Source organism: Amycolatopsis sp. NPDC005003 (assembly GCF_053600695.1).
Genome location: NZ_JBSGAI010000004.1, coordinates 256,532 through 273,959, shown reverse-complemented (window position 1 = coordinate 273,959; position 17,428 = coordinate 256,532). Strand labels below are relative to the sequence as shown.

General features: G+C 71.2%; 15 protein-coding genes. 9 read left to right on the top strand and 6 right to left on the bottom strand.

The annotated features are described in order from the left end of the window. Nucleotides 1-20 precede the first annotated feature (20 nt). The 3 genes from ACWED2_RS07135 to ACWED2_RS07125 all read left to right on the top strand — a co-directional run bounded on the left by ACWED2_RS07135 (nucleotide 21) and on the right by ACWED2_RS07125 (nucleotide 4,010). Nucleotides 21-1,472, top strand: coding sequence for an MFS transporter (locus ACWED2_RS07135; protein WP_449689532.1), 1,452 nt, complete (start codon nucleotides 21-23; stop codon nucleotides 1,470-1,472). 85 nt (nucleotides 1,473-1,557) lie between these two features. Then, entirely contained in the window at nucleotides 1,558-2,811 is a 1,254-nt protein-coding gene (locus tag ACWED2_RS07130) for a glycosyltransferase (protein WP_449689531.1), read from the top strand. Beyond that, nucleotides 2,808-4,010 (top strand): MFS transporter, encoded by a 1,203-nt coding sequence (locus ACWED2_RS07125; protein ID WP_449689530.1) that lies wholly within the window; start codon nucleotides 2,808-2,810, stop codon nucleotides 4,008-4,010. Before ACWED2_RS07130 ends, ACWED2_RS07125 begins: the two co-directional genes overlap by 4 nt. Before the next feature lie 34 nt (nucleotides 4,011-4,044). On the opposite strand, the gene ACWED2_RS07120 is transcribed toward ACWED2_RS07125, so the two are convergent. From ACWED2_RS07120 to ACWED2_RS07095, 6 genes are all read right to left on the bottom strand, one after another. Beyond that, nucleotides 4,045-5,676, bottom strand: a complete 1,632-nt coding sequence (locus tag ACWED2_RS07120; protein ID WP_449689529.1) for a GNAT family N-acetyltransferase — start codon at nucleotides 5,674-5,676, stop codon at nucleotides 4,045-4,047. Further along, on the bottom strand, nucleotides 5,669-6,889 hold the full coding sequence (locus ACWED2_RS07115; protein ID WP_449689528.1) for a DUF6271 family protein: 1,221 nt from the start codon (nucleotides 6,887-6,889) through the stop codon (nucleotides 5,669-5,671). Before ACWED2_RS07115 ends, ACWED2_RS07120 begins: the two co-directional genes overlap by 8 nt. 222 nt (nucleotides 6,890-7,111) lie before the next feature. Next, nucleotides 7,112-8,410, bottom strand: a complete 1,299-nt coding sequence (locus ACWED2_RS07110; RefSeq protein ID WP_449689527.1) for an NAD(P)/FAD-dependent oxidoreductase — start codon at nucleotides 8,408-8,410, stop codon at nucleotides 7,112-7,114. Nucleotides 8,411-8,518: 108 nt separating this feature from the next. Beyond that, nucleotides 8,519-9,400, bottom strand: coding sequence for a TauD/TfdA dioxygenase family protein (locus tag ACWED2_RS07105; protein WP_449689526.1), 882 nt, complete (start codon nucleotides 9,398-9,400; stop codon nucleotides 8,519-8,521). Nucleotides 9,401-9,452: 52 nt separating this feature from the next. Further along, complete coding sequence (locus ACWED2_RS07100) at nucleotides 9,453-9,779, bottom strand: YciI family protein (RefSeq protein ID WP_449689525.1); 327 nt, start codon at nucleotides 9,777-9,779, stop codon at nucleotides 9,453-9,455. Between the two features lie 48 nt (nucleotides 9,780-9,827). Beyond that, entirely contained in the window at nucleotides 9,828-10,997 is a 1,170-nt protein-coding gene (locus tag ACWED2_RS07095; protein WP_449689524.1) for an epoxide hydrolase family protein, read from the bottom strand. Between the two features lie 242 nt (nucleotides 10,998-11,239). Between ACWED2_RS07095 and ACWED2_RS07090 the strand changes: the two genes are divergently transcribed. The 6 genes from ACWED2_RS07090 (at nucleotide 11,240) to ACWED2_RS07065 (ending at nucleotide 17,427) form a co-directional block, all read left to right on the top strand. Next, entirely contained in the window at nucleotides 11,240-12,469 is a 1,230-nt protein-coding gene (locus tag ACWED2_RS07090; protein WP_449689523.1) for a cytochrome P450 family protein, read from the top strand. Nucleotides 12,470-12,643: 174 nt separating this feature from the next. Next, nucleotides 12,644-13,504, top strand: a complete 861-nt coding sequence (locus ACWED2_RS07085) for a phytanoyl-CoA dioxygenase family protein (protein ID WP_449689522.1) — start codon at nucleotides 12,644-12,646, stop codon at nucleotides 13,502-13,504. Further along, nucleotides 13,504-14,841 (top strand): hypothetical protein, encoded by a 1,338-nt coding sequence (locus ACWED2_RS07080; protein WP_449689521.1) that lies wholly within the window; start codon nucleotides 13,504-13,506, stop codon nucleotides 14,839-14,841. The genes ACWED2_RS07085 and ACWED2_RS07080 overlap by 1 nt, the downstream gene beginning before the upstream one ends. 66 nt (nucleotides 14,842-14,907) lie before the next feature. Then, nucleotides 14,908-15,747: a glycosyltransferase family 8 protein gene (locus ACWED2_RS07075; protein ID WP_449689520.1), complete on the top strand. Its 840-nt coding sequence runs from the start codon at nucleotides 14,908-14,910 to the stop codon at nucleotides 15,745-15,747. 43 nt (nucleotides 15,748-15,790) lie between these two features. Beyond that, nucleotides 15,791-17,176, top strand: coding sequence for a condensation domain-containing protein (locus ACWED2_RS07070; RefSeq protein WP_449689519.1), 1,386 nt, complete (start codon nucleotides 15,791-15,793; stop codon nucleotides 17,174-17,176). Continuing rightward, the gene (locus ACWED2_RS07065) at nucleotides 17,173-17,427 is read left to right on the top strand and encodes an acyl carrier protein (protein WP_449689518.1); all 255 of its coding nucleotides are present in this window, start codon (nucleotides 17,173-17,175) and stop codon (nucleotides 17,425-17,427) included. The genes ACWED2_RS07070 and ACWED2_RS07065 overlap by 4 nt, the downstream gene beginning before the upstream one ends. Nucleotide 17,428: the final 1 nt, after the last annotated feature.

Sequence of the window (17,428 nt, the reverse complement as noted above, 5' to 3'; positions counted from 1 at the left end):
GAATACGGGTGGTGGATGCCATGGCGGTGACCCAGCTGAAAAAACGGCGCGACGGGCGTCGGTGGGCCGCATTGACGTTGCTCTGCGTTGCGAGCTTCATGATGATTCTCGACGGGCAGATCGTCTTCCTGGCGCTGCCCGCGATCCAGGACGGCCTGCACCTGCCGACGGAACAGGCGCAGTGGGTGCTCACGGCGAACGCGATCGCCTTCGGCGGTCTGCTGCTGCTCGGCGGGCGCGCCGCGGACCTGCTCGGCCGGCGGCGGGTGTTCATGCTCGGCGTGGCCGGTTTCCTGCTCACCTCCCTCCTGTCCGGCGTCGCCTGGAACGGCGCCGTGCTGGTCACGGCGCGTGCCCTGCACGGCTTTTCCTCGGCGGTGATGGTCCCCAGCGCGCTGTCGATCCTGATGAACACCTTCTCCGAGGGCCGGGAACGGAACCGGGCGGTCGCCACCTGGTCCGCGGTGGGCGGGGTCGGCGCCGTGGCCGGCCTCCTCGTCGGCGGCGGCCTCACCACCGCGCTCGGCTGGCAGTGGGTCTTCGTCGTCAACGTGCCCGTCGTCCTGGTCGTGCTGGTGCTGACCCCGGTCATCCTGCGCGAGAGCTGGGACCGGACCCGGCGGTCGTTCGACATCGCCGGCGCGGTGACGAGCACCGGCGCGCTCACCGCGCTGATCTACGCCTTCGTGGACGCGCCGGCCGCCGGCTGGGCGAGTGTCCAGACGATCGGCCTGCTCGCCGTCGCGGTCGTGCTCACCGCGCTGTTCCTGGTGATCGAGACCCGGTCCGCCGCGCCGCTGGTCCCCCTGCGGGTGCTGCGCAAGCGGACCGTTTCGTCCGGGAACACCCTGATGCTCATGGTGGCGATGTTCGCCGCGGGGGAAAGCCTGCTCATCTCCCTGCACCTGCAGCAGGTGATCGGGTATTCGGCGATGCAGGCGGGGCTCGCGGGTTCGGTCATGCCGGTCATGGCGGTCGTCGGCGCGTACGTCGGGCAGGCCATCGTCACCCGCTGGGGTTACCGCGCCGCCGTGGTGCCCGCGGCGCTCTCGTTCGGCGGCGCCTGCGTGCTCCTCGCCCGGCTCCCGGTCGACGGCCACTTCGTGACCGACGTCCTCGGGCCGCTGATGCTCTTCGGCCTGGCGCTCGGCATGGCGCACACCACTTCCTCGATCGTCGCCCTCAGCGGCGTCGGCGAAGCCGAGTCCGGCCTGGCGTCCGGGCTGAGCTCGGCGGGGTTCCAGATCGGCGGTGCGTTCGGGATCGTGCTCGCCACGACCGTGTCGGTGTCCGTGACGGCGGGCTCGGCGACGCCGGCCGGCCTGGCCAGTGGCTACCACGCCGGGTTCCTCGCCCTGGCGATCCTGGCGGTGCTCCTCCTCGTGGGGACCACCCTGCTGCCCGCTCGCCTCCGCCGCACGGAGACGGAGGCGCAGCCCACCCCGATCGAGCGTGCCGACCGGGCCGCCTGACGACAGCGCACGTGGCGAGATGCGCCGGAATCCGGCGCACGGTAAGCAAAGCGAACCTACGGTCCCGATCGAGGGGTGGACAGCAATGGGAGTCGAGTCGACACACCGGCCGCGTGTGTCGGTGGTCATCCCCACCTACAACCGCAGTGAGCTGCTCCGGGTCCAGCTGGAGCACCTCACCCGGCAGCAGCTGCCGGCCGACGAGTTCGAAGTGATCGTCGCCGACGACGGCTCGTCGGACGACACCCGTGCCGTGGTGGCTTCGTTCGCCGGCCGGCTGCGCTTGCTGTACCACCACCAGGAGGACCTGGGCAACCGGGTCGGCACCGCGCGCAACGCGGGGGCGGCGCTGGCCACCGCACCCCTGCTGGTGTTCCTCGACACCGGCCCGCTGTTCGGCCGGGACTTCCTGGTGCAGCACCTGGCGCTGCACGCCGACGCGTCCCGGCGGCGGGCCGTCGTCGGCTATGCCCACGGCTACAACCCCGAGAAGGACCTTTCGTGGGTGCGCGACGAGGTCGCGCGCCTGGGTCCGGAGGCGACGGTCGCCCGGTACGCCGACGATCCGGACTTCCGCGACATCCGGCTCGAGCAGCTCGCGGACGTGGACTACGACCTGTCCCGGCGGCTCGAGCCGTGGCAGGTGTTCTTCAGCCTCAACGTCTCCATGCCGGCCGAGGACTTCCGCGCGGTCGGCGGCTTCGACGAGGCGTTCAACGGGTACTGGGGCGCGGAGGACCTCGAGCTCGGCTTCAAGCTGTTCCGCCGCGGGCTCGAAATCCACCTCGGCTTCGACGCGTGGGTGGTCGACGTGCCGCACCCGCGGGACATGTCCGTGCTGATGCCGCAGCTCGTCCGGCAGTTCCGGGTGCTGCTCGACCTGCACCGCGAACCGCTCTTCGAGATCGGCGTCGCGCTGATGGCCCGGCAGCACATGTGGAAGTGGGACGCCGAGAACAGCCGGCTCGACGCGTGGCGCCGGGAAGCCGCCGGCCGGGGCGTCGCCGCGGAGATCGCCACCGCGATCCGGGACCTGCCCGCCGGGACGAAGATCGCGGTGATCGGGTCGGGCGGGGAGATCCCCGAGGACGCGCCCCCGATGGTCGTGATGGACTTCGACCGCGGGCTCGTGGCCCGGGCCGCCGGCGCCGGGCGGCACTTCGGCCACCACGCCCTCGGCCTGCGCACCCCGCTGCTGGAGCAGTCGGTGGACACCGTCGTCATCACTTCGCGCCTCGACGGCCTGTGGGAGCGCTGGGGCGACGACCTGCTGGGCGAGGCCCGGCGGATCGGGCGCGAAGTGCGGGTGTTCGCCGGTGCGGGGGAGCGTGCCGCATGACCGACGTCGTCACGGCGCCGGGCTCCTCGACCCCCTCGGCCGCCCTCACCGCCCGCGCCCGCCGGGCGGTGACCGGCGTCTTCTTCGTCAACGGCCTGCTCGTGGGCACCTACCTGGTGCGCATCCCGGCGCTCAAGGCCGGTCTGGGCCTCACCGAGTCCGAGCTCGGCGCCGTCCTCACCTGCTGGGGCGTCGCCGCGGTGCTGACCATGCAGCTGCTCGGCAGGCTGGTGGCCCGCGTCGGCAGCGCGCCCATCATCCGCTTCGCTCTCGCCGCACTGCCGTTCGCGTTGTTCGGCATCGGGCTCGCGGGCAACGCCTGGCAGCTCGCCGTCGCGGTCTCCGTCGGCGGGGCGCTGGTCGGCACGCTCGACGTGGCGATGAACGCGCACGCCGTGGTGGTCGAACGGGTGCTCGCGCGGCCCGTGCTCAACAGCTGTCACGCGGCGGTGAGCCTCAGCTCGATCGGCGCGTCACTGCTCGGCGCCGCGACCATCCGCGCCGGGTGGTCGATGGCCGAGCACACCCTCTGCGTGGGCGCGGTCCTCCTGGTCGCCGGGGTGCTGATCACCCGGGGGCTGCTGCCGGCCACCGCGGACCGCGCGAACGGTTCCGGGCCGGCCGGGACGCCGCGCCGCCGGGCCGGGTGGCGAGGGCCGGTGCTGCTGTTCGGCCTGCTCGGTCTCGCGCTCATGCTGTGCGAAGCCGCGGTGATCAGCTGGAGCGGGGTGTTCCTGCACGAGGACCGCGGCGCGACGCTCACCGTGGCGGCCTTCGGCTACACCGCGTTCACCGTGTGCCAGACCCTGGGCCGGCTGGCGGGCGACCCGCTCACCGCGCGCCTCGGCCGGGCCCGGCTGTTCCGGGTGCACGCGCTCATCTCGGTGGCGGGGTTCGCCGCGGTGGTCGCCGGGCCGTCGACGGCCGTGACGCTCGCCGGGTTCGCCGTGGTCGGCTACGGGTCGTCCGTCCTGGTGCCGCTCGTGTTCAGCGCGGTCGGGCACGCCGGCGGCGAGGGGCCGGGGGCGGCCGCGCTGGTCGCCAGGGCCACCACGTTCGTCTACGCGGGCATCCTCGTCGGTCCGGCGCTCGCCGGCTGGCTGGGCCAGCTCGTCGGCTTGGCGTGGACGTTCGCCGCCCTGATCCCGCTCATGGTCGCCGCGGCGTTCGGCGCCCGGCTGATGCGGGCCGGCGACTGAGCTCCGGCCACCAAGGCACCGTGACCCGGCCGGGTCACGGTGCCTTCTTCGTGGCACCGGTGACGGGGCGGGACATGTAGACCGCGTCCGGTCCGTAGCCGTCGGGCAGCACGACCTCGGGGTGCGCGCGGAAACCCTGCGCCGCCCAGAACCCGGCGGCGCCGCCGACCGCGATCAGCGAGAGCCGCTCGTAGCGGTGCGACCGGGCGGCGTCGGTGAGGTGCCGCAGCAGCCGCGTTCCCCAGCCGCGGCCCCGCAGCCCGGCGGCGACCACGATGTCGTGCAGGTGCAGGTTCGCCGAACGGAAGACGACGGTTTCGGGGCGGCCGGGATCGGGGAAGCGGTACCGCGGGTACGGCAGCGCGAGCAGGTAGCCGGCCACCCCGGCACCACCGTCCAGCACGAACGAAGTTTCCTTGGCCCAGCGCGACTCCAGGGCCGCCCGGCTCTCCGACAACCCGCGCGGGCCGTACTCCGCCGCTTCCAGCTCGGCGATGGCCTGCCAGTCGGCGGCGTCGATCGGCCGGATCTCCTCCGCGCGCACGGCCGTGACCGGCAACGGGCGGAAGCCGTTGAAGCCCACCGTGGTGTAGCCGATGGCGTAGGCACCGGCGGAGTGGATCCACACCGGATCGCCGGACGCGAGGTCCGCGGGCACCGCGACCGGGTCGCCGCCGAACCTGTCGTCGCTGTCGCAGGTCGGACCGGCGATCACGGCGGACACCACGGCCGTGCCGGCATGACCGGGGAAGGTCAGCCGGTAGCGGAGCTGATCGGTCTCGTAGAGGCCGTTGAACTTGCCGCAGCTGAGGTACAGCCACCGCTGCGCGCGGGACGTGAGCCGCGTGACGTGCGCGCGGATGGTGCCGTGGTCGGCGACCAGGTGCCGTCCCGGTTCGACGACGAAGCCCAGCCGGTCGTCCGCCTCGCGCAGCCGGCTCATCCCGGCCCGGATGGCGGCGAAGATCTGCCGGGTGGGCGGCGACAGCGGGGTGCCCGCCCGGCTGAGGTAGCCGTGCGCGGGGAGCCCGCCACCGAGGTTCACGTGCCCGAGGCGGATGCCACGCGCCGCCAGCGAGGTCACGAGCGCCACCAGGCGGTCCAGTGCCTGCCGCCACGCCGAAGCCGTCATCTGCTGCGAGCCGACGTGGATCGACAACCCGGCGGGCACCAGGCCGAGGCGCCGTGCCTCGGTCAGCACGCCGACGGCGTCGTCGCTGCCGTACTTGCCGTCCAGCGCCCACAGCGCGCCGGCGCCGGTCGTGGTGACCCGGCAGAACACGTGCGCGCCGGGAGCGTGCCGGGCGATCGCCCGCACGTCCTCGGTGCAGTCGGTGGCGAAGGTGGTGATGCCGAGCGCGTGCGCGGCGGCGATGTCGGCGTCGGACTTCACGGTGTTGCCGTAGTGGACGTCGGCCGGCAGGGCCCCGTGGCGCAGCGTCAGTTCGATCTCACCCGGGCTCGCGGCGTCGAACCCCGCGCCCACGCGCGCCAGGCACGCGAGCACCGGAGGGTGGGGACACGCCTTGACGGCGAAGCGCACGGAGACGTCCGGCAGTTCGTCGAGCAGGGCGTGGTACTGCCGTTCGATGCCGGTGAGGTCGTAGACGAGCTGGTCGTGTCCGGCTCTCGTCAGCGCGGACCGCACGTGGGCGGGCTCAGGCATCGCCGGCCCGGGCGGCCTCGATCAGTGCTTCCCACGCGTCGATCAGCACCGCGTAGTCGTCGATGTCCCTGCGGCTCTCGGCGAGCAGTTCGTCGCGGTGGTGCCGGATGTGGTCGGCGACGCGGGTGAACCGGCCACCCAGTGCCCGGTACGCCCGCTCCAGCCGGTCGATCCGGGTCTCGTCGCGGTCCTGCCAGGTGCTCTCCCGCACGATCGCGGCGATCCGGGCCGGGTCGTCGGAGTCCATCCGCCGGTAGATGAAGTGGAAGTAGTACATCGACAGCACGAACTTGGCGAACCGCACCTGGTAGGCGAGAAAACCCTCGTCGGTCTTCCGTTCCGCCGTGTGGAAGTTGACGATGTGGCGGTTGTGCACCACCGCGGGCAGCCGCGCCTTGTGCGCGACGTGGATGAGGAAGTAGTCGCTGCCGATGGTGTCCGTGGCGGGCGGCAGCGGGAGCCGTTCGTGCAGTCCGTGGAAGCTGATGTTGTGCATGTCGACCCGCATCGGATCGACGACGTCGAGCACGGACCGGTCACCGTCGAACGCCGCCCACCCGGTGAACGATTCCTCGACCAGCGCCCGTTTTTCGTCCTCGGTGGCGCCTGGCGCGGCCCAGAGGCTCACCAGGTCGTGGTAGGCCGGGTGGGTGCGCACGTCGTGGAGGTCGACGGACATCTCACCGACGAACGAGGCGCCCACCAGTGCCACCGGCCGGTGCCGCAGGGCGGGGTCCAGCCGGTCCGTCACCGCCACGGCCTGGTGCGCGGGTTTGCCGAGGGACTGCAGTTCGGCGTGGATCGGGAAAACCGTTGCGCCCTCGAAGGTCTGGTAGCGGAGGTCCGAGTCGCGGCGGTGCACGGACTCGCACCCCAGCGCGGCCGCGATCAGGAACGCCCGGTTCGTGCACGCGCCGTACGACAGCGCGGCCGGGAGGAGGAGGTCCAGGAGGTAGTCGGGCTTGGTGGCGGCGGACCGCTTGAGCACGCGGCGCAGGAACTCCCGCTGGGCCTCCTCGTCGAGGTGCCGGACGTTGCGCGCCGCGGCGAGCACTCGGGCGTGTGCCTCGAAGTGGTCCGACGAGTCGAGCACCAGGAGGTGCACCTCGACGGCGGGGAAGGTCGCCGCGGCGTAGGCGGCTTCCGCGACGACCTCGGTGAGTGTGGCGGCGCACTCGCGGTTCGTCGGCACGGTCAGGCAGATGCGGTGCATAGCCGGCTCTTTCCCTGCGAGGAAACGTGACGAAACCCGATCGTAGGCAGTGATCACGGTGCCCGGCTCTTCGCGAGTGCGGTGGGCAGGCTCACACCCCGTGGTGCCGATCACCTGCCACAGTGTCCATTTCGGACAGTTTGGTATTCGCGACGAGGACCCGCCGGCGCCGCGACGCCGGCGGGTCCTCCCCGCGGGAAAACGTGCTGCCGGATGTCCGGATCAGCAGAGGCCGAAGGGCGGCTTGTGGAAGTCGCCGCTCGGCCCGGCCGCCCGGGTTCCGGTCGTCAACGGCTTGAACACCTCTTGCGGCACCGCCGAGATCCACGGCTGCCCGAGGGCGACGGTGGCCGCCAGCCTGCCGATCTCGTCCGATCCACGGGCACCGTGGCCGTTCCCGCCGACCGCGACGGTCAGCGTTTCGTCTTCGGTGACGTGCCCGAGGTAGGGGTAGCGGGACGGGGTCTTGTCGATCAGGCAGCACGCTTCGCGCACGGAGACGGGGCGCAGGTCCGGGAGGAGCAGCGAGCGCATCCTGGACAGGAAGTCGTACTGCTCCGGCGTGATCCGCTGCGCGGCGCACCACGACTCCATCTCGCCGGTGTCCGTCAGCTCCCGGACGATCGGCTGCATCCCCGGTCCGATGCGGACGTACCACTTGCCGTCCGGGTACCGGATCGGCGGAAGCAGGTACAGCGACATGTTCTCGTTGCCGGAGTCCTCCGGGTCGATGGTGACGACCGGCGGGATGGCCTGGAACCGTTCGAGCTGGTCGTCGGCCACCTCGAACAGCAGGTTCGGCTCGGTGAAGACGTGCAGCGCGAGTTCGATGCCCGCGGGCAGGACGTCGTTCTGGTTGGTCAGCGCCCCGGCCGCCACGACGAGCCGCTCCGCGCCGATCTCTTCGCACCGGCCGTCGCGCTGGACCGCGACCCGCCAGAGCCCGGACCGCGCGTCCTTCGCGACGCCCTTGACGGCCCCGCGCACGACCTGCCCGCCGGTGCTCTCGGTGAGCGCCAGCTGCGCCCGGACCAGCTGCCGCGGGTTGAGGTAGCCGGCCTGCTTGCGTTCGAACAGCCCCTCCACCCCGCCGGACATCGGCGGGAGGCCCAGCTCCGGGAACTCGCGGCCGAGGTCGCCTGCCGAGCTCCGTTCGACGGTGATCGAGTCCGCCTCGCACTGGCTCAGCATGTCGGCGGTCCGGTGCCCGATGGACTTCGCCATGAGGATGAGCGAGCCGCACTCGTGGAAGAAACCGATGCCCGACTCGGCCTCGATGGCCCGGAAGCGGTCCAGCGACGTCGAATCGGTGGCCTGCCAGACCGGGTCCCAGCCCAGCCTGCGGGTGATCCGGGCCTCGTCGAAGTAGGCGCCGAACGAGTGCCGGTCCACGGGTGTGCCGTCAGCCGGTTCGGCCGGTCCGACGACCGCCACGTCCACGCCGGCCCGGCCGAGATGCTTGGCGGTCGCCGAACCGAACATGCCGGCGCCGATGACCACGGCTTCGAAGGTCCTCAACACGATTCGCCTACCTGCCCCACGTTCGTCGATCGGGAATGGGAGTTGGGTGCCTGCCGAACCGGGTGGGCCGCCGCGCCCGCCGGGCGGCGGTCGTGGCGGCCCGGCCGGTCAAGCCGCTTGTCGCCCGCTTGCCTCCACGACTCGCGGCATGACCGTCGTGCGGTACAGCAGGCGGTGGTGCCGCTTGCTGTCGCAGGCGGTGCGGGTGTGCATCGTGGCGTCGTTGTCCCAGATCACCAGGTCTCCGACGGCCCAATGGTGGCGGTAGAGGTAACGAGGGGCGGTGGCGTGCTCGTGCAGCCGGTCCAGCAGAGCCTTGCCCTCCTCCGGCGCCATGCCGACGATCCCGCTGATGATCATGGTGCCCAGCAGCAGCGAACGGCGTCCGGTGACCGGGTGCACGCGGACCACCGGCTGTTCGATGTCCGGCGTGCGCCGCTTCTCCTCTTCGGTGAGCGGCTTCTTGTGCGGGTTGGTCGCCAGCTCCTGCTCGACCAGGTAGTTCATCGAGTGGACGGCGCGCAGGTCGTCGATCTGCGCCTTCAGGTCGGCCGGCAGGTCGTCGTAGGCCGCCGTCGCGTCGCCGAACACCGTGTCCCCGCCTTCGGCGGGAGCGACGGCGGAATACAGCAGCGACGCCCGGCTCATGACCTTCTTCCACGAGTAGTCGGTGTGCCACTCCTCCTGCTCGTCACCGTCGTAGAGGCCGATCGGCTGGCCGTTCTCGAAGATGTTGCTGATCTTGAGGATCTCCGGGTTCCCGGGCACCACGTACCGGGCCACCGGGTACACGTCCAGCGGGCCGAAGTGCCGGCTGAACCGGACGTGCTGCTCGTGGTCGATCCGCTGCCCCGGCAGCACGAGCACCCGGTGGCGGGTCAGATCCGAGACGAGCCGGTCGACGGTGGCACCGTCGATGTCCTCCCGGAGGTCGATCTCCGTGATCTTCGCGCCGAACGTCGGGCTCAGCGGTTCGAGGTGGTAGGTCATCGAGCTCCCCCAGCTTCCCGGGATCTGTGTCGGACGGTGGTCGGTCGGTCGGCTAGTCGAGGTCGATGAAGGCGCGCAGCTCGATCCGGCCGATGCGGGCCATCGGGTGCGCGCGGACGACGTCGACCGCGTCTTCGAGATCGGCGCACTCGAGGATGTCGAAGCCGACGATCGTGTCCTTGGTGTCCGCGAACGGCCCGGTCGTGCGCAGCAGTTCCCCCTTCCGGACGCGGATGGTGACCGCGTCCGACGGCGCGGCCAGCGCGCTGCCGAGCACCCGCCGCCCGCTCGAGTCGGCGCTCGTCACCCACGCCTCGATGTCGTCGGTGCGGTCGTCGTCGGGCTCGCTGTCGGTGCAGACGAACATCAGGAACTTCATCGTTGTTTCTCCTTCGGTTTTTCGAAAAGTGCGAGCGGGCCGCCGGGTTCAGGCGGCGGCCCGGCCCGCCGGCAATGCGCGCGCGAACGACCGCACGTCCGCCACGAACTCCCCGGGCTGTTCCAGCGCGGGGAAGTGACCGCCACGGTCGAACTCGCTCCACTGCACGATGCCCGGGAAGCGGGCCGCGGCCAGCTTCCGCACCGGCAACGCGAGGTCGTGCGGGTGGACCATCACCCCGAGCGGCACCGCCAACGGCGGCGGCACGCCCTGCGGCTTGCCGGGCGAGGGCAGCTGGTCGGCCATCTCGAAGTACACCTGTGCCGCGGACCCCGCGGTCCCGGTGAGCCAGTAGATCGAGACGGTGGTCAGCAGCCGGTCGCGGCCCACGGACCCGCCGGGCACCGACGCGTCCGTCCATTCCCGGAACTTTTCGGCGATCCAGGCGAGCTGACCGGCCGGGGAGTCGGTCAGCCCGTAGGCCAGCGTCTGCGGCCGGGTCGACTGGATCGCCATGTAGGCGCCCTTGGCGGGCATCTCGTCGAGCAGCGCCAGGCGCTCGCGGTCCCGGTCGTCGAGGAGGGTGTCCTCCTCCGGGGTGCCGGCCGGTGGCGTGAGGAGGTAGTTGACGTGCACGCCGAGCAGGGCTTCCGGGGCCAGGCCGGCGAGGGTCAGCGAGATCCACACGCCGAGGTCCGTCCCGTGGGCGGCGTAGCGCGGATAACCGAGGCGGCGCATCAGTTCCGCCCAGGCGGCGGCGATGCGCCCGACCGTCCACCCGGGACCGCGGGCCGGGCCGGAGAAGCCGAACCCCGGGGGGCTCGGCACGACCACGTGGAAGGCGTCGGCCGGGTCGCCGCCGTGGGCGCGCGGATCGGTGAGCGGGCCGATGACGTCCAGGAATTCGGCGACCGAACCGGGCCAGCCGTGCGTCATGAGCAGCGGCACGGCGTCCGGTTCGGGCGACCGGACGTGGAGGAAGTGGATGTCGGCGCCGTCGATTTCCGTGACGAACTGCGGGAACCGGTTCAGCTCGGCTTCCGCGGCCCGCCAGTCGTAACCGGTCCGCCAGTACTCCGCGAGTTCCCGGAGGTGATCGACCGGCACGCCGCGTTCCCAGCCGGCGCCCCGGAGCTGAGCCGGCCAGCGCGTGTGCCGCAGGCGGGACCGGAGGTCGTCCAGGGAACTCTGCGGAATGTCGACGCGAAACGGTCGCATGCGCTCGCTCCTCACCTTCGTGCCGGTCCCGCGGAAAATCGCCATGAATAGCCGCCGACAACGGTAGCCCAGCCGGAAATCGTGGCCAACGCACGCGGGGGCACAAGGCATTTTCGAAGAAAAGTCACTCGGCAGGGTGGCGCCGATCGCGGCCGGGCGGCGGCAGCGCAATGCATGAGTGGTCCGGGTACCGGCCGCCGATCTAAGTTGCGAACATCTGTTCCGGGAATGTTGGAGGGTCCGTGGGAGAGCCAGCTGAGTCCATCGTCCTTGATCCGGCCGGCACCGACGTGCGGGCCGAAGCCGTCCGGTTGCGGGCGCAGGGCCCGATCGCGCAGGTCGAGCTGCCCGGTGGGGTGCGCGCCTGGTCGGTGGTCGGCCACGACATGGTGCGCGAAGTCCTGGCCGACCCCCGGTTCGCCAAGGACGCCAACCAGTACTGGCCCGCGTTCGTCAGCGGGGAAATCGGCGAGGACTTCCCGCTGATCGGCTGGGTGCTGATGGACAACATGACGACCAACGACGGCGCCGCGCACAGCCGCCTGCGCCAGCTGACGGCCAAGGCGTTCACCCTGCGGCGGTCGGAGGCGATGCGGCCGCAGGTCGTGCGGATCACCGACGAACTGCTGACGGACCTGGCCACCGCCGCGCCCGGCGAGGTCGTCGACCTCAAGGACCGGTTCGCCTACCCCTTGCCCACCAAGGTGATCTGTGAACTGTTCGGTGTCCCGGAGGACCGCCGCCGGGCGGTGATGCGCGGTGGCGAGGTCAACACGGACACCAGCATCAGCCACGAAGAGGCGCTCGCCAACGTCGAGGAATGGCACCAGGCGATGCAGGAGCTGGTCGAGTTCAAGAAGCGGGAACCCGCCGACGACCTGCTGAGCAAGCTGATCGACGTGCAGGCCGAGGACGGCAGCCGGTTGAGCGACAGCGAGCTCGCGGGCACCCTGCACCTCATGCTGGGTGCGGGTTCGGAGACGACCACCAACCTGATCAGCCGGGCGGTCGTGGCGCTGCTGAAGCACCCCGACCAGCTGCAGATGGCGCTCTCCGGCGAAGTTTCCTGGGACGACGTGGTCGAGGAGGCCCTGCGCGTCGAGTCGCCCATCGCGCAGCTGCCGTTCCGGTTCACCACCGAAGAGGTGCACATCGCCGGGGTGACCATCCCGAAGGGCGATCCGGTCCTGATGAACTTCCTCGGGGCGGGCCGCGACTTCGAGCGATACGGGCCGGACGCCGAGCGCTTCGACATCACGCGCGAGGACAAGAAGCACCTGTCGTTCGGGCACGGGGTGCACCACTGCATCGGCGCCCCGCTGGCGCGGATCGAGGCGACCGTCGCGCTGCCCGCGTTGTTCGAGCGGTTCCCGGACATCGCGCTGGCCGTGCCGCCGGACGAGGTCTCGCCGGCGCCGACGTTCCTCCTCAACGGCGTGGAGACGCTGCCGGTGGTGCTCAAGAGCCAGTGACCGAAAAGGTCCGTTCCGCTGCGGATTTCGTGGCGGAAACGGATTTTTCGACCACTGTCCTCGGTGCAACGCAATTTCGAGGAAGTGTGACGGCTCGAAATGAAGCAGAATGAGAATCCGGCGGAAGACCCGCCATCGGGATTTGCCGGTCATCGAAGGGGAAGGCTGGACGGAATGTCTGGACTCGCAAACTTGGTCGACACCGGCCCGCTGGAGGCGGAGCTCGTCGAACGATATCGGCGCGACGGCTTCCTGCTGCTTCCGCCGGACTACCTGGCCGGTGACGTCTTGGGTGCGGTGACGGCCGCGCTGCCGGACGTGCTGTCCGAGTCGGGTCCCCGCCGGGTGCTCGAGCGGGACAACGTCACGGTGCGGTCGGTCTACGGCGTGCACCAGACCCACTCCGGGTTGCGGGACGTCGCGCGAAACCCGGCGCTGCTCGGCGGGGTGCGGCAGTTGCTGGACGACGACGTGTACGTGCACCAGTCGAAGATCAACATCAAGGCGCCGCTCGCGGGCGACCAGTGGGAGTGGCACCAGGACTACATCTACTGGCTGCAGAACGACGGGATCCGCAAGGCCGACCTCGTCAACGTGTCGGTGTTCCTCGACGACGTGACCGAGTTCAACGGCCCGCTCACCTTCATCCCCGGCTCCCACGAGCGGGGCGTGCTGGCCGGGACGCTCGCCGACGGCATGCCCCTCGGGTACGAGGACGCGCCGGAGTGGGTGGCCACCTTGACCGCCGAAGAGAAGTTCCAGGTCGGTGCGCCGGTCATCGAAGAACTGGCCCGGGCCAACGGCATGGTGAGCCCGAAGGGGCCGGCGGGGTCGGTGCTGTTCTTCAACCCCAACCTGCTGCACGCCTCGTCGCCGAACCTGTCGCCGTTCCGCCGCGCCATGTTGATCTTCGTCTACAACAGCGTCCACAACCTGCCGGTGGACGTCACGGCTCCGCGGCCCGATTTCCTTGCCGACCCAGACGTCCGGGCACTGAGCCCGGTACCGCCCGCAAGCACGGGGGAGAAGTCCTGATGAGCCAGACCGTCGAGCTGATCATCCCGAACAGCGCGGAGTACTTCCTCCGTGACCCGGACCTGAACCTCACGGGCGACGAGCGCGCCCGCGTCGTCCGGTTCAGCGGGACCTACGAATGCGAGCACTCCGTCTTCTGGAGCTCGGCACCGCGTGTCCTGCTGCTGCCGAGCGGCGTGAACACGCTGTGGTTCAAGGACATCCACGACGCACTCGGGCTGACCCCGCCGGCCTACGTGTCGCCCGAGATGAGTTCCGGCCTGCTGGTCGAGGACCTGCTCGCGGACGGCGCCGCCCAGCAGCGGCTGCGTGAGACGCTGGCGGAGTACGGCCTGGTCAGCTTCAAGCTGGTGGGCCCGACGCAGGAGATCTACCAGCTCGCGGCGATCGTGCGCGGCTGGGGCCACGAGGTGGAACTCGAGTGCGTCCCGCGCGAGGACTACTGGGCCAGCCTTTACCTCGACTCCAAGGTGAGCGTGCTCGACCTCGCCCGTGAGGACTCCGGCGTGCCCGCCGCTCCCGGGATGATCGTCAGCAACTGGATCGAGCTGCGAGGCGCGATCATCGCGATGCAGAAGCGGTACGGCAAGGTGATCGCGCGCACCGCCTACGGTGTCGCCGGCGACGGGTCCGGTGTCATCACCGACGCGCCGGGCAGCGTGGAGGCCTTCCTGGACAACGCCGCCCGCGACTCGTTCTTCGCGTTCCCGATCCTGGTGCAGCAGTTCGTCGAGCACGCGCCCGGTGTCGGCTGCCCGGCGGTCGACATCTTCGTCGGCGACGAGGGTGTCGAGGACGTCGTGCTGTGCGCGCTGACGGTCGAAAACGGCTACCAGTTCCGCAGTGTCGACGTCGGGGACGGCGCACTGCCGCCGGTGTGGGGCGAGCGGGTGTCGGAAGTCGCGCACACCGTCGGCCGGGCCGCCCACGCCCTCGGCTACCGCGGCTGGCTGTGCGCGGACTGCGTGGCGGGCGCCGACGACCGGCTCTACGTCACGGAGATCAACGCGCGGCGCAGCGGTTCCCTGCACGCCGGCGGGCTGCTCCGGCTGTGGGGTGCGCAGCGTGAGCTGACCCTGTCGGCCGACTTCATGATGGAGGTGCCGCCCGGGATCACCTACGAGGACCACATCCGCCCGGTGTTCCAGCGGCTGTGGGAGCGCGGGGTGCGCGCCTACCCGACGAGCATGCGCGGGGTCTACTGGGACCGGCCGATGATCGCCGTGATCGCCGCGGCCGAAACCGCGGCCGAGGCGCAGAAGATCGTCGCCGGCATCCGCGCGGAGATCGTCGGGCAGGGCCCCGGGGGGCGGGTGGAACTCGCCAAGACGGCCTGACGCGCGACCTGACCGTCCCTGCCCCGCGCGCGCGGGGCAGGGACGCCGAAACCGGTAGGGAGAACCGTGGACATCGCACTCACCTTCGACGAGGGCTACGGGACGTACGTGCACCCGTTCGTCGAATCGCTGCTGGAGCACCACCCGGCCGGGGAACTCTCCTTCTGGTTCCTCGTCGCGCCGGACGTGTCCCAGGAGACCCGGACCGCGCTGCGGCGCCAGATCGGCCACCGCGGACAGGCCCGGTTCCTCGAGTGCGACCACACCGGCTACGCCGACCTCCCGCTGTCGACCGACGACGAGTTCACCTACGTCAGCACCGCGACCTACCTGCGGCTGCAGCTGGCCCACCTGCTGCCGGCCGGGGTCGACCGGGTGCTGTACCTGGACTGCGACATCCTGTGCACCGGCCCGCTGGACGAGCTGGCCGCGACGGACCTGCGGGGCAACACGATCGCCGCGGTCGGCGACCCCTACTGCCGTCGGCTGTCCGACATGGAGGGGCTGCCGGGGCTGGCGGAGCACCCGGAGCTCGACCCCCGTGCGCGGTACTTCAACAGCGGTGTCCTGCTGATCGACGTGCGCGCCTGGCTCGACGGCGAGGTCACCCCGCGGTGTCTCGACTACATCCACCGCCACCGGGACCAGACGCGGTTCCTCGACCAGGACGCGCTGAACCACGTGCTCTACGGGAAGTGGCTGCAGGTGGACAAGCGGTGGAACCACGCCAAACCGTCGCGGCTCGAGCCGTCGCTCGGCGGCTCGCTGGCGGAGGCCACGTTGGTCCACCAGATCGGGCCCCGGAAGTACTGGGATCCGCATTACCCCGGCGGCGAGCGGAAATCGCTCTACGAGAGCTACGCCGCGAAGGCCCGGGTGGCCATCGAGGCGGCCGGCGCAGCCTGACCACCCGCGTCGCCTGCGCGCGGCGCCGTCCGAGGAGAAGCACTTGTCCGATACGCCGGGCGGCCCGCTCCCCGCGGCCCACCGCCACCCGCTTTCCTGCGCGCAGGAGCTCTGGTGCGAAGGTGCGGGAGCGGGAGCCTTCGGCCCCGGGTTCGTCCTGGCCGACGCACTGCGGCTCTCCGGAGCGGTCGACGAGGGAGCCCTCCGGGGTGCGCTCGACGACCTGGTCGTCCGGCACGAGGTGCTCCGGACGACCGTGGTGCACACGGGTGCGCCGCCGCACCAGCTGGTGCACCCGCCGGCCTCGGTGCCCTTGGTGGTGCGGACCGCCGCCCCGACCGGTGATCGCGACCGCGCCGCGGGCGAGCTCCTGTTCGAGGCCGAATCCGCGCGGCTGGACGTGACGGAGCTGCCGCTGCTGCGAGCCGTGCTGACCCGCTTCGACCCCGAAGACTCGGTGCTGGCGCTGGTCACCCACCACACCGCGGGCGATGGCTGGTCGATGGACCTGCTCAAGCGTGATCTGGCGGCTTTCTACGCCGCCCGGGTGGCCGGCCTGCCCGCCGACCTGCCGGAGATCCGGCAGTACGGCGAGTACGCCCGGGAACAGCGGGAGCTGCTGCGGGGAGCCGGGCTGGAGCGCGCGCTCGGCTACTGGCGCGGGAAACTCGGCGGGTTCCCGCGGTTCTTCCTCCCGGGCGACCGGCCGCTCACCGGTCCGGCTCCGGTGCCCTACACCACCGCCGGCTTCGTCATCGAGCCCCGGCTCGGCGCCGCCGTGGACGCTCTCGCCGTCGAGACCCGCGGCTCGGCCTTCATCGTCCTGCTGGCCGCCTTCGGCGTCCTCGCGAACGGGCTGACCGGGACGACCCAGCCCGCGGTGAACACCCTGACCGCCGGGCGGCGAGACCCGCGGTTCCACGACACCGTCGGCCCGTTCCTCAACTTCTTCACCCTGCGCACGGACCTCGGGGCCTGCGGCAGCTTCCGCGACGCCGTCCGGCTGACCCGGAAGGCGCTGCTCGAGGCGTACGCCCACGAGGTCCCGATCCAATACGTCGAAGAAGCGGTGCCGGAGCTCCAGGAACCCCTCGCGGACCCGCGCCAGTGCGACTTCATCTTCGGCTACAGCCGCGCGCGCTTCGGGGAAGACGAACTCGCGATCGCCGGCGGCTGCCGGCCGATCCGGCAGCTCGAGCAGAAGAGCTCGCAGATCCCCGGCGGCGCGGCGTGGACGATGACCGCGCAGCCGACGGGGGAGACCTTCGGCAAGGTCCAGTACAACCCCGCCCAGTTCGACGAAGCGACGGTCGGGCGCTGGGTGGCGGACTACCTCTTGCTGCTGGCGGAAATGACCGCGCATCCGGACCGCGACTGGCGGCTCGCGGGGGACCGGGCCGGCCGAACGGAAAGGCGGGAAGCATCATGACCGACGACGTCACACTGACCACGACCAGGACGGTCCTCGAGCTGGCGAGCGCGGTTTCGCAGCGCGAGCCGGCCGGGCACGAGGACCCGATCTCGGCGGGGTTCGACTCCATCGCGATCATCGAGCTGGCGATGCGGCTCGAGGAGCGGCTCGGGGTGGTGTGCTCCATCGAGGACGTGTTCGACGCGACTTCGTTCGACGCGCTCGGCGAAGAGCTGGCCGGCCGGCTCGACGCGGCGCACGCCGGGTGAC

Bases quoted from the DNA above. Each gene is read 5' to 3' on its own strand.
- ACWED2_RS07130 (WP_449689531.1), top strand. From the start codon at position 1,558: ATGGGAGTCGAGTCGACACACCGGCCGCGTGTGTCGGTGGTCATCCCC.
- ACWED2_RS07120 (WP_449689529.1), bottom strand. From the start codon at position 5,676: ATGCCTGAGCCCGCCCACGTGCGGTCCGCGCTGACGAGAGCCGGACAC.
- ACWED2_RS07125 (WP_449689530.1), top strand. From the start codon at position 2,808: ATGACCGACGTCGTCACGGCGCCGGGCTCCTCGACCCCCTCGGCCGCC.
- ACWED2_RS07100 (WP_449689525.1), bottom strand. From the start codon at position 9,779: ATGAAGTTCCTGATGTTCGTCTGCACCGACAGCGAGCCCGACGACGAC.
- ACWED2_RS07085 (WP_449689522.1), top strand. From the start codon at position 12,644: ATGTCTGGACTCGCAAACTTGGTCGACACCGGCCCGCTGGAGGCGGAG.
- ACWED2_RS07095 (WP_449689524.1), bottom strand. From the start codon at position 10,997: ATGCGACCGTTTCGCGTCGACATTCCGCAGAGTTCCCTGGACGACCTC.
- ACWED2_RS07115 (WP_449689528.1), bottom strand. From the start codon at position 6,889: ATGCACCGCATCTGCCTGACCGTGCCGACGAACCGCGAGTGCGCCGCC.
- ACWED2_RS07080 (WP_449689521.1), top strand. From the start codon at position 13,504: ATGAGCCAGACCGTCGAGCTGATCATCCCGAACAGCGCGGAGTACTTC.
- ACWED2_RS07135 (WP_449689532.1), top strand. From the start codon at position 21: ATGGCGGTGACCCAGCTGAAAAAACGGCGCGACGGGCGTCGGTGGGCC.
- ACWED2_RS07065 (WP_449689518.1), top strand. From the start codon at position 17,173: ATGACCGACGACGTCACACTGACCACGACCAGGACGGTCCTCGAGCTG.
- ACWED2_RS07105 (WP_449689526.1), bottom strand. From the start codon at position 9,400: ATGACCTACCACCTCGAACCGCTGAGCCCGACGTTCGGCGCGAAGATC.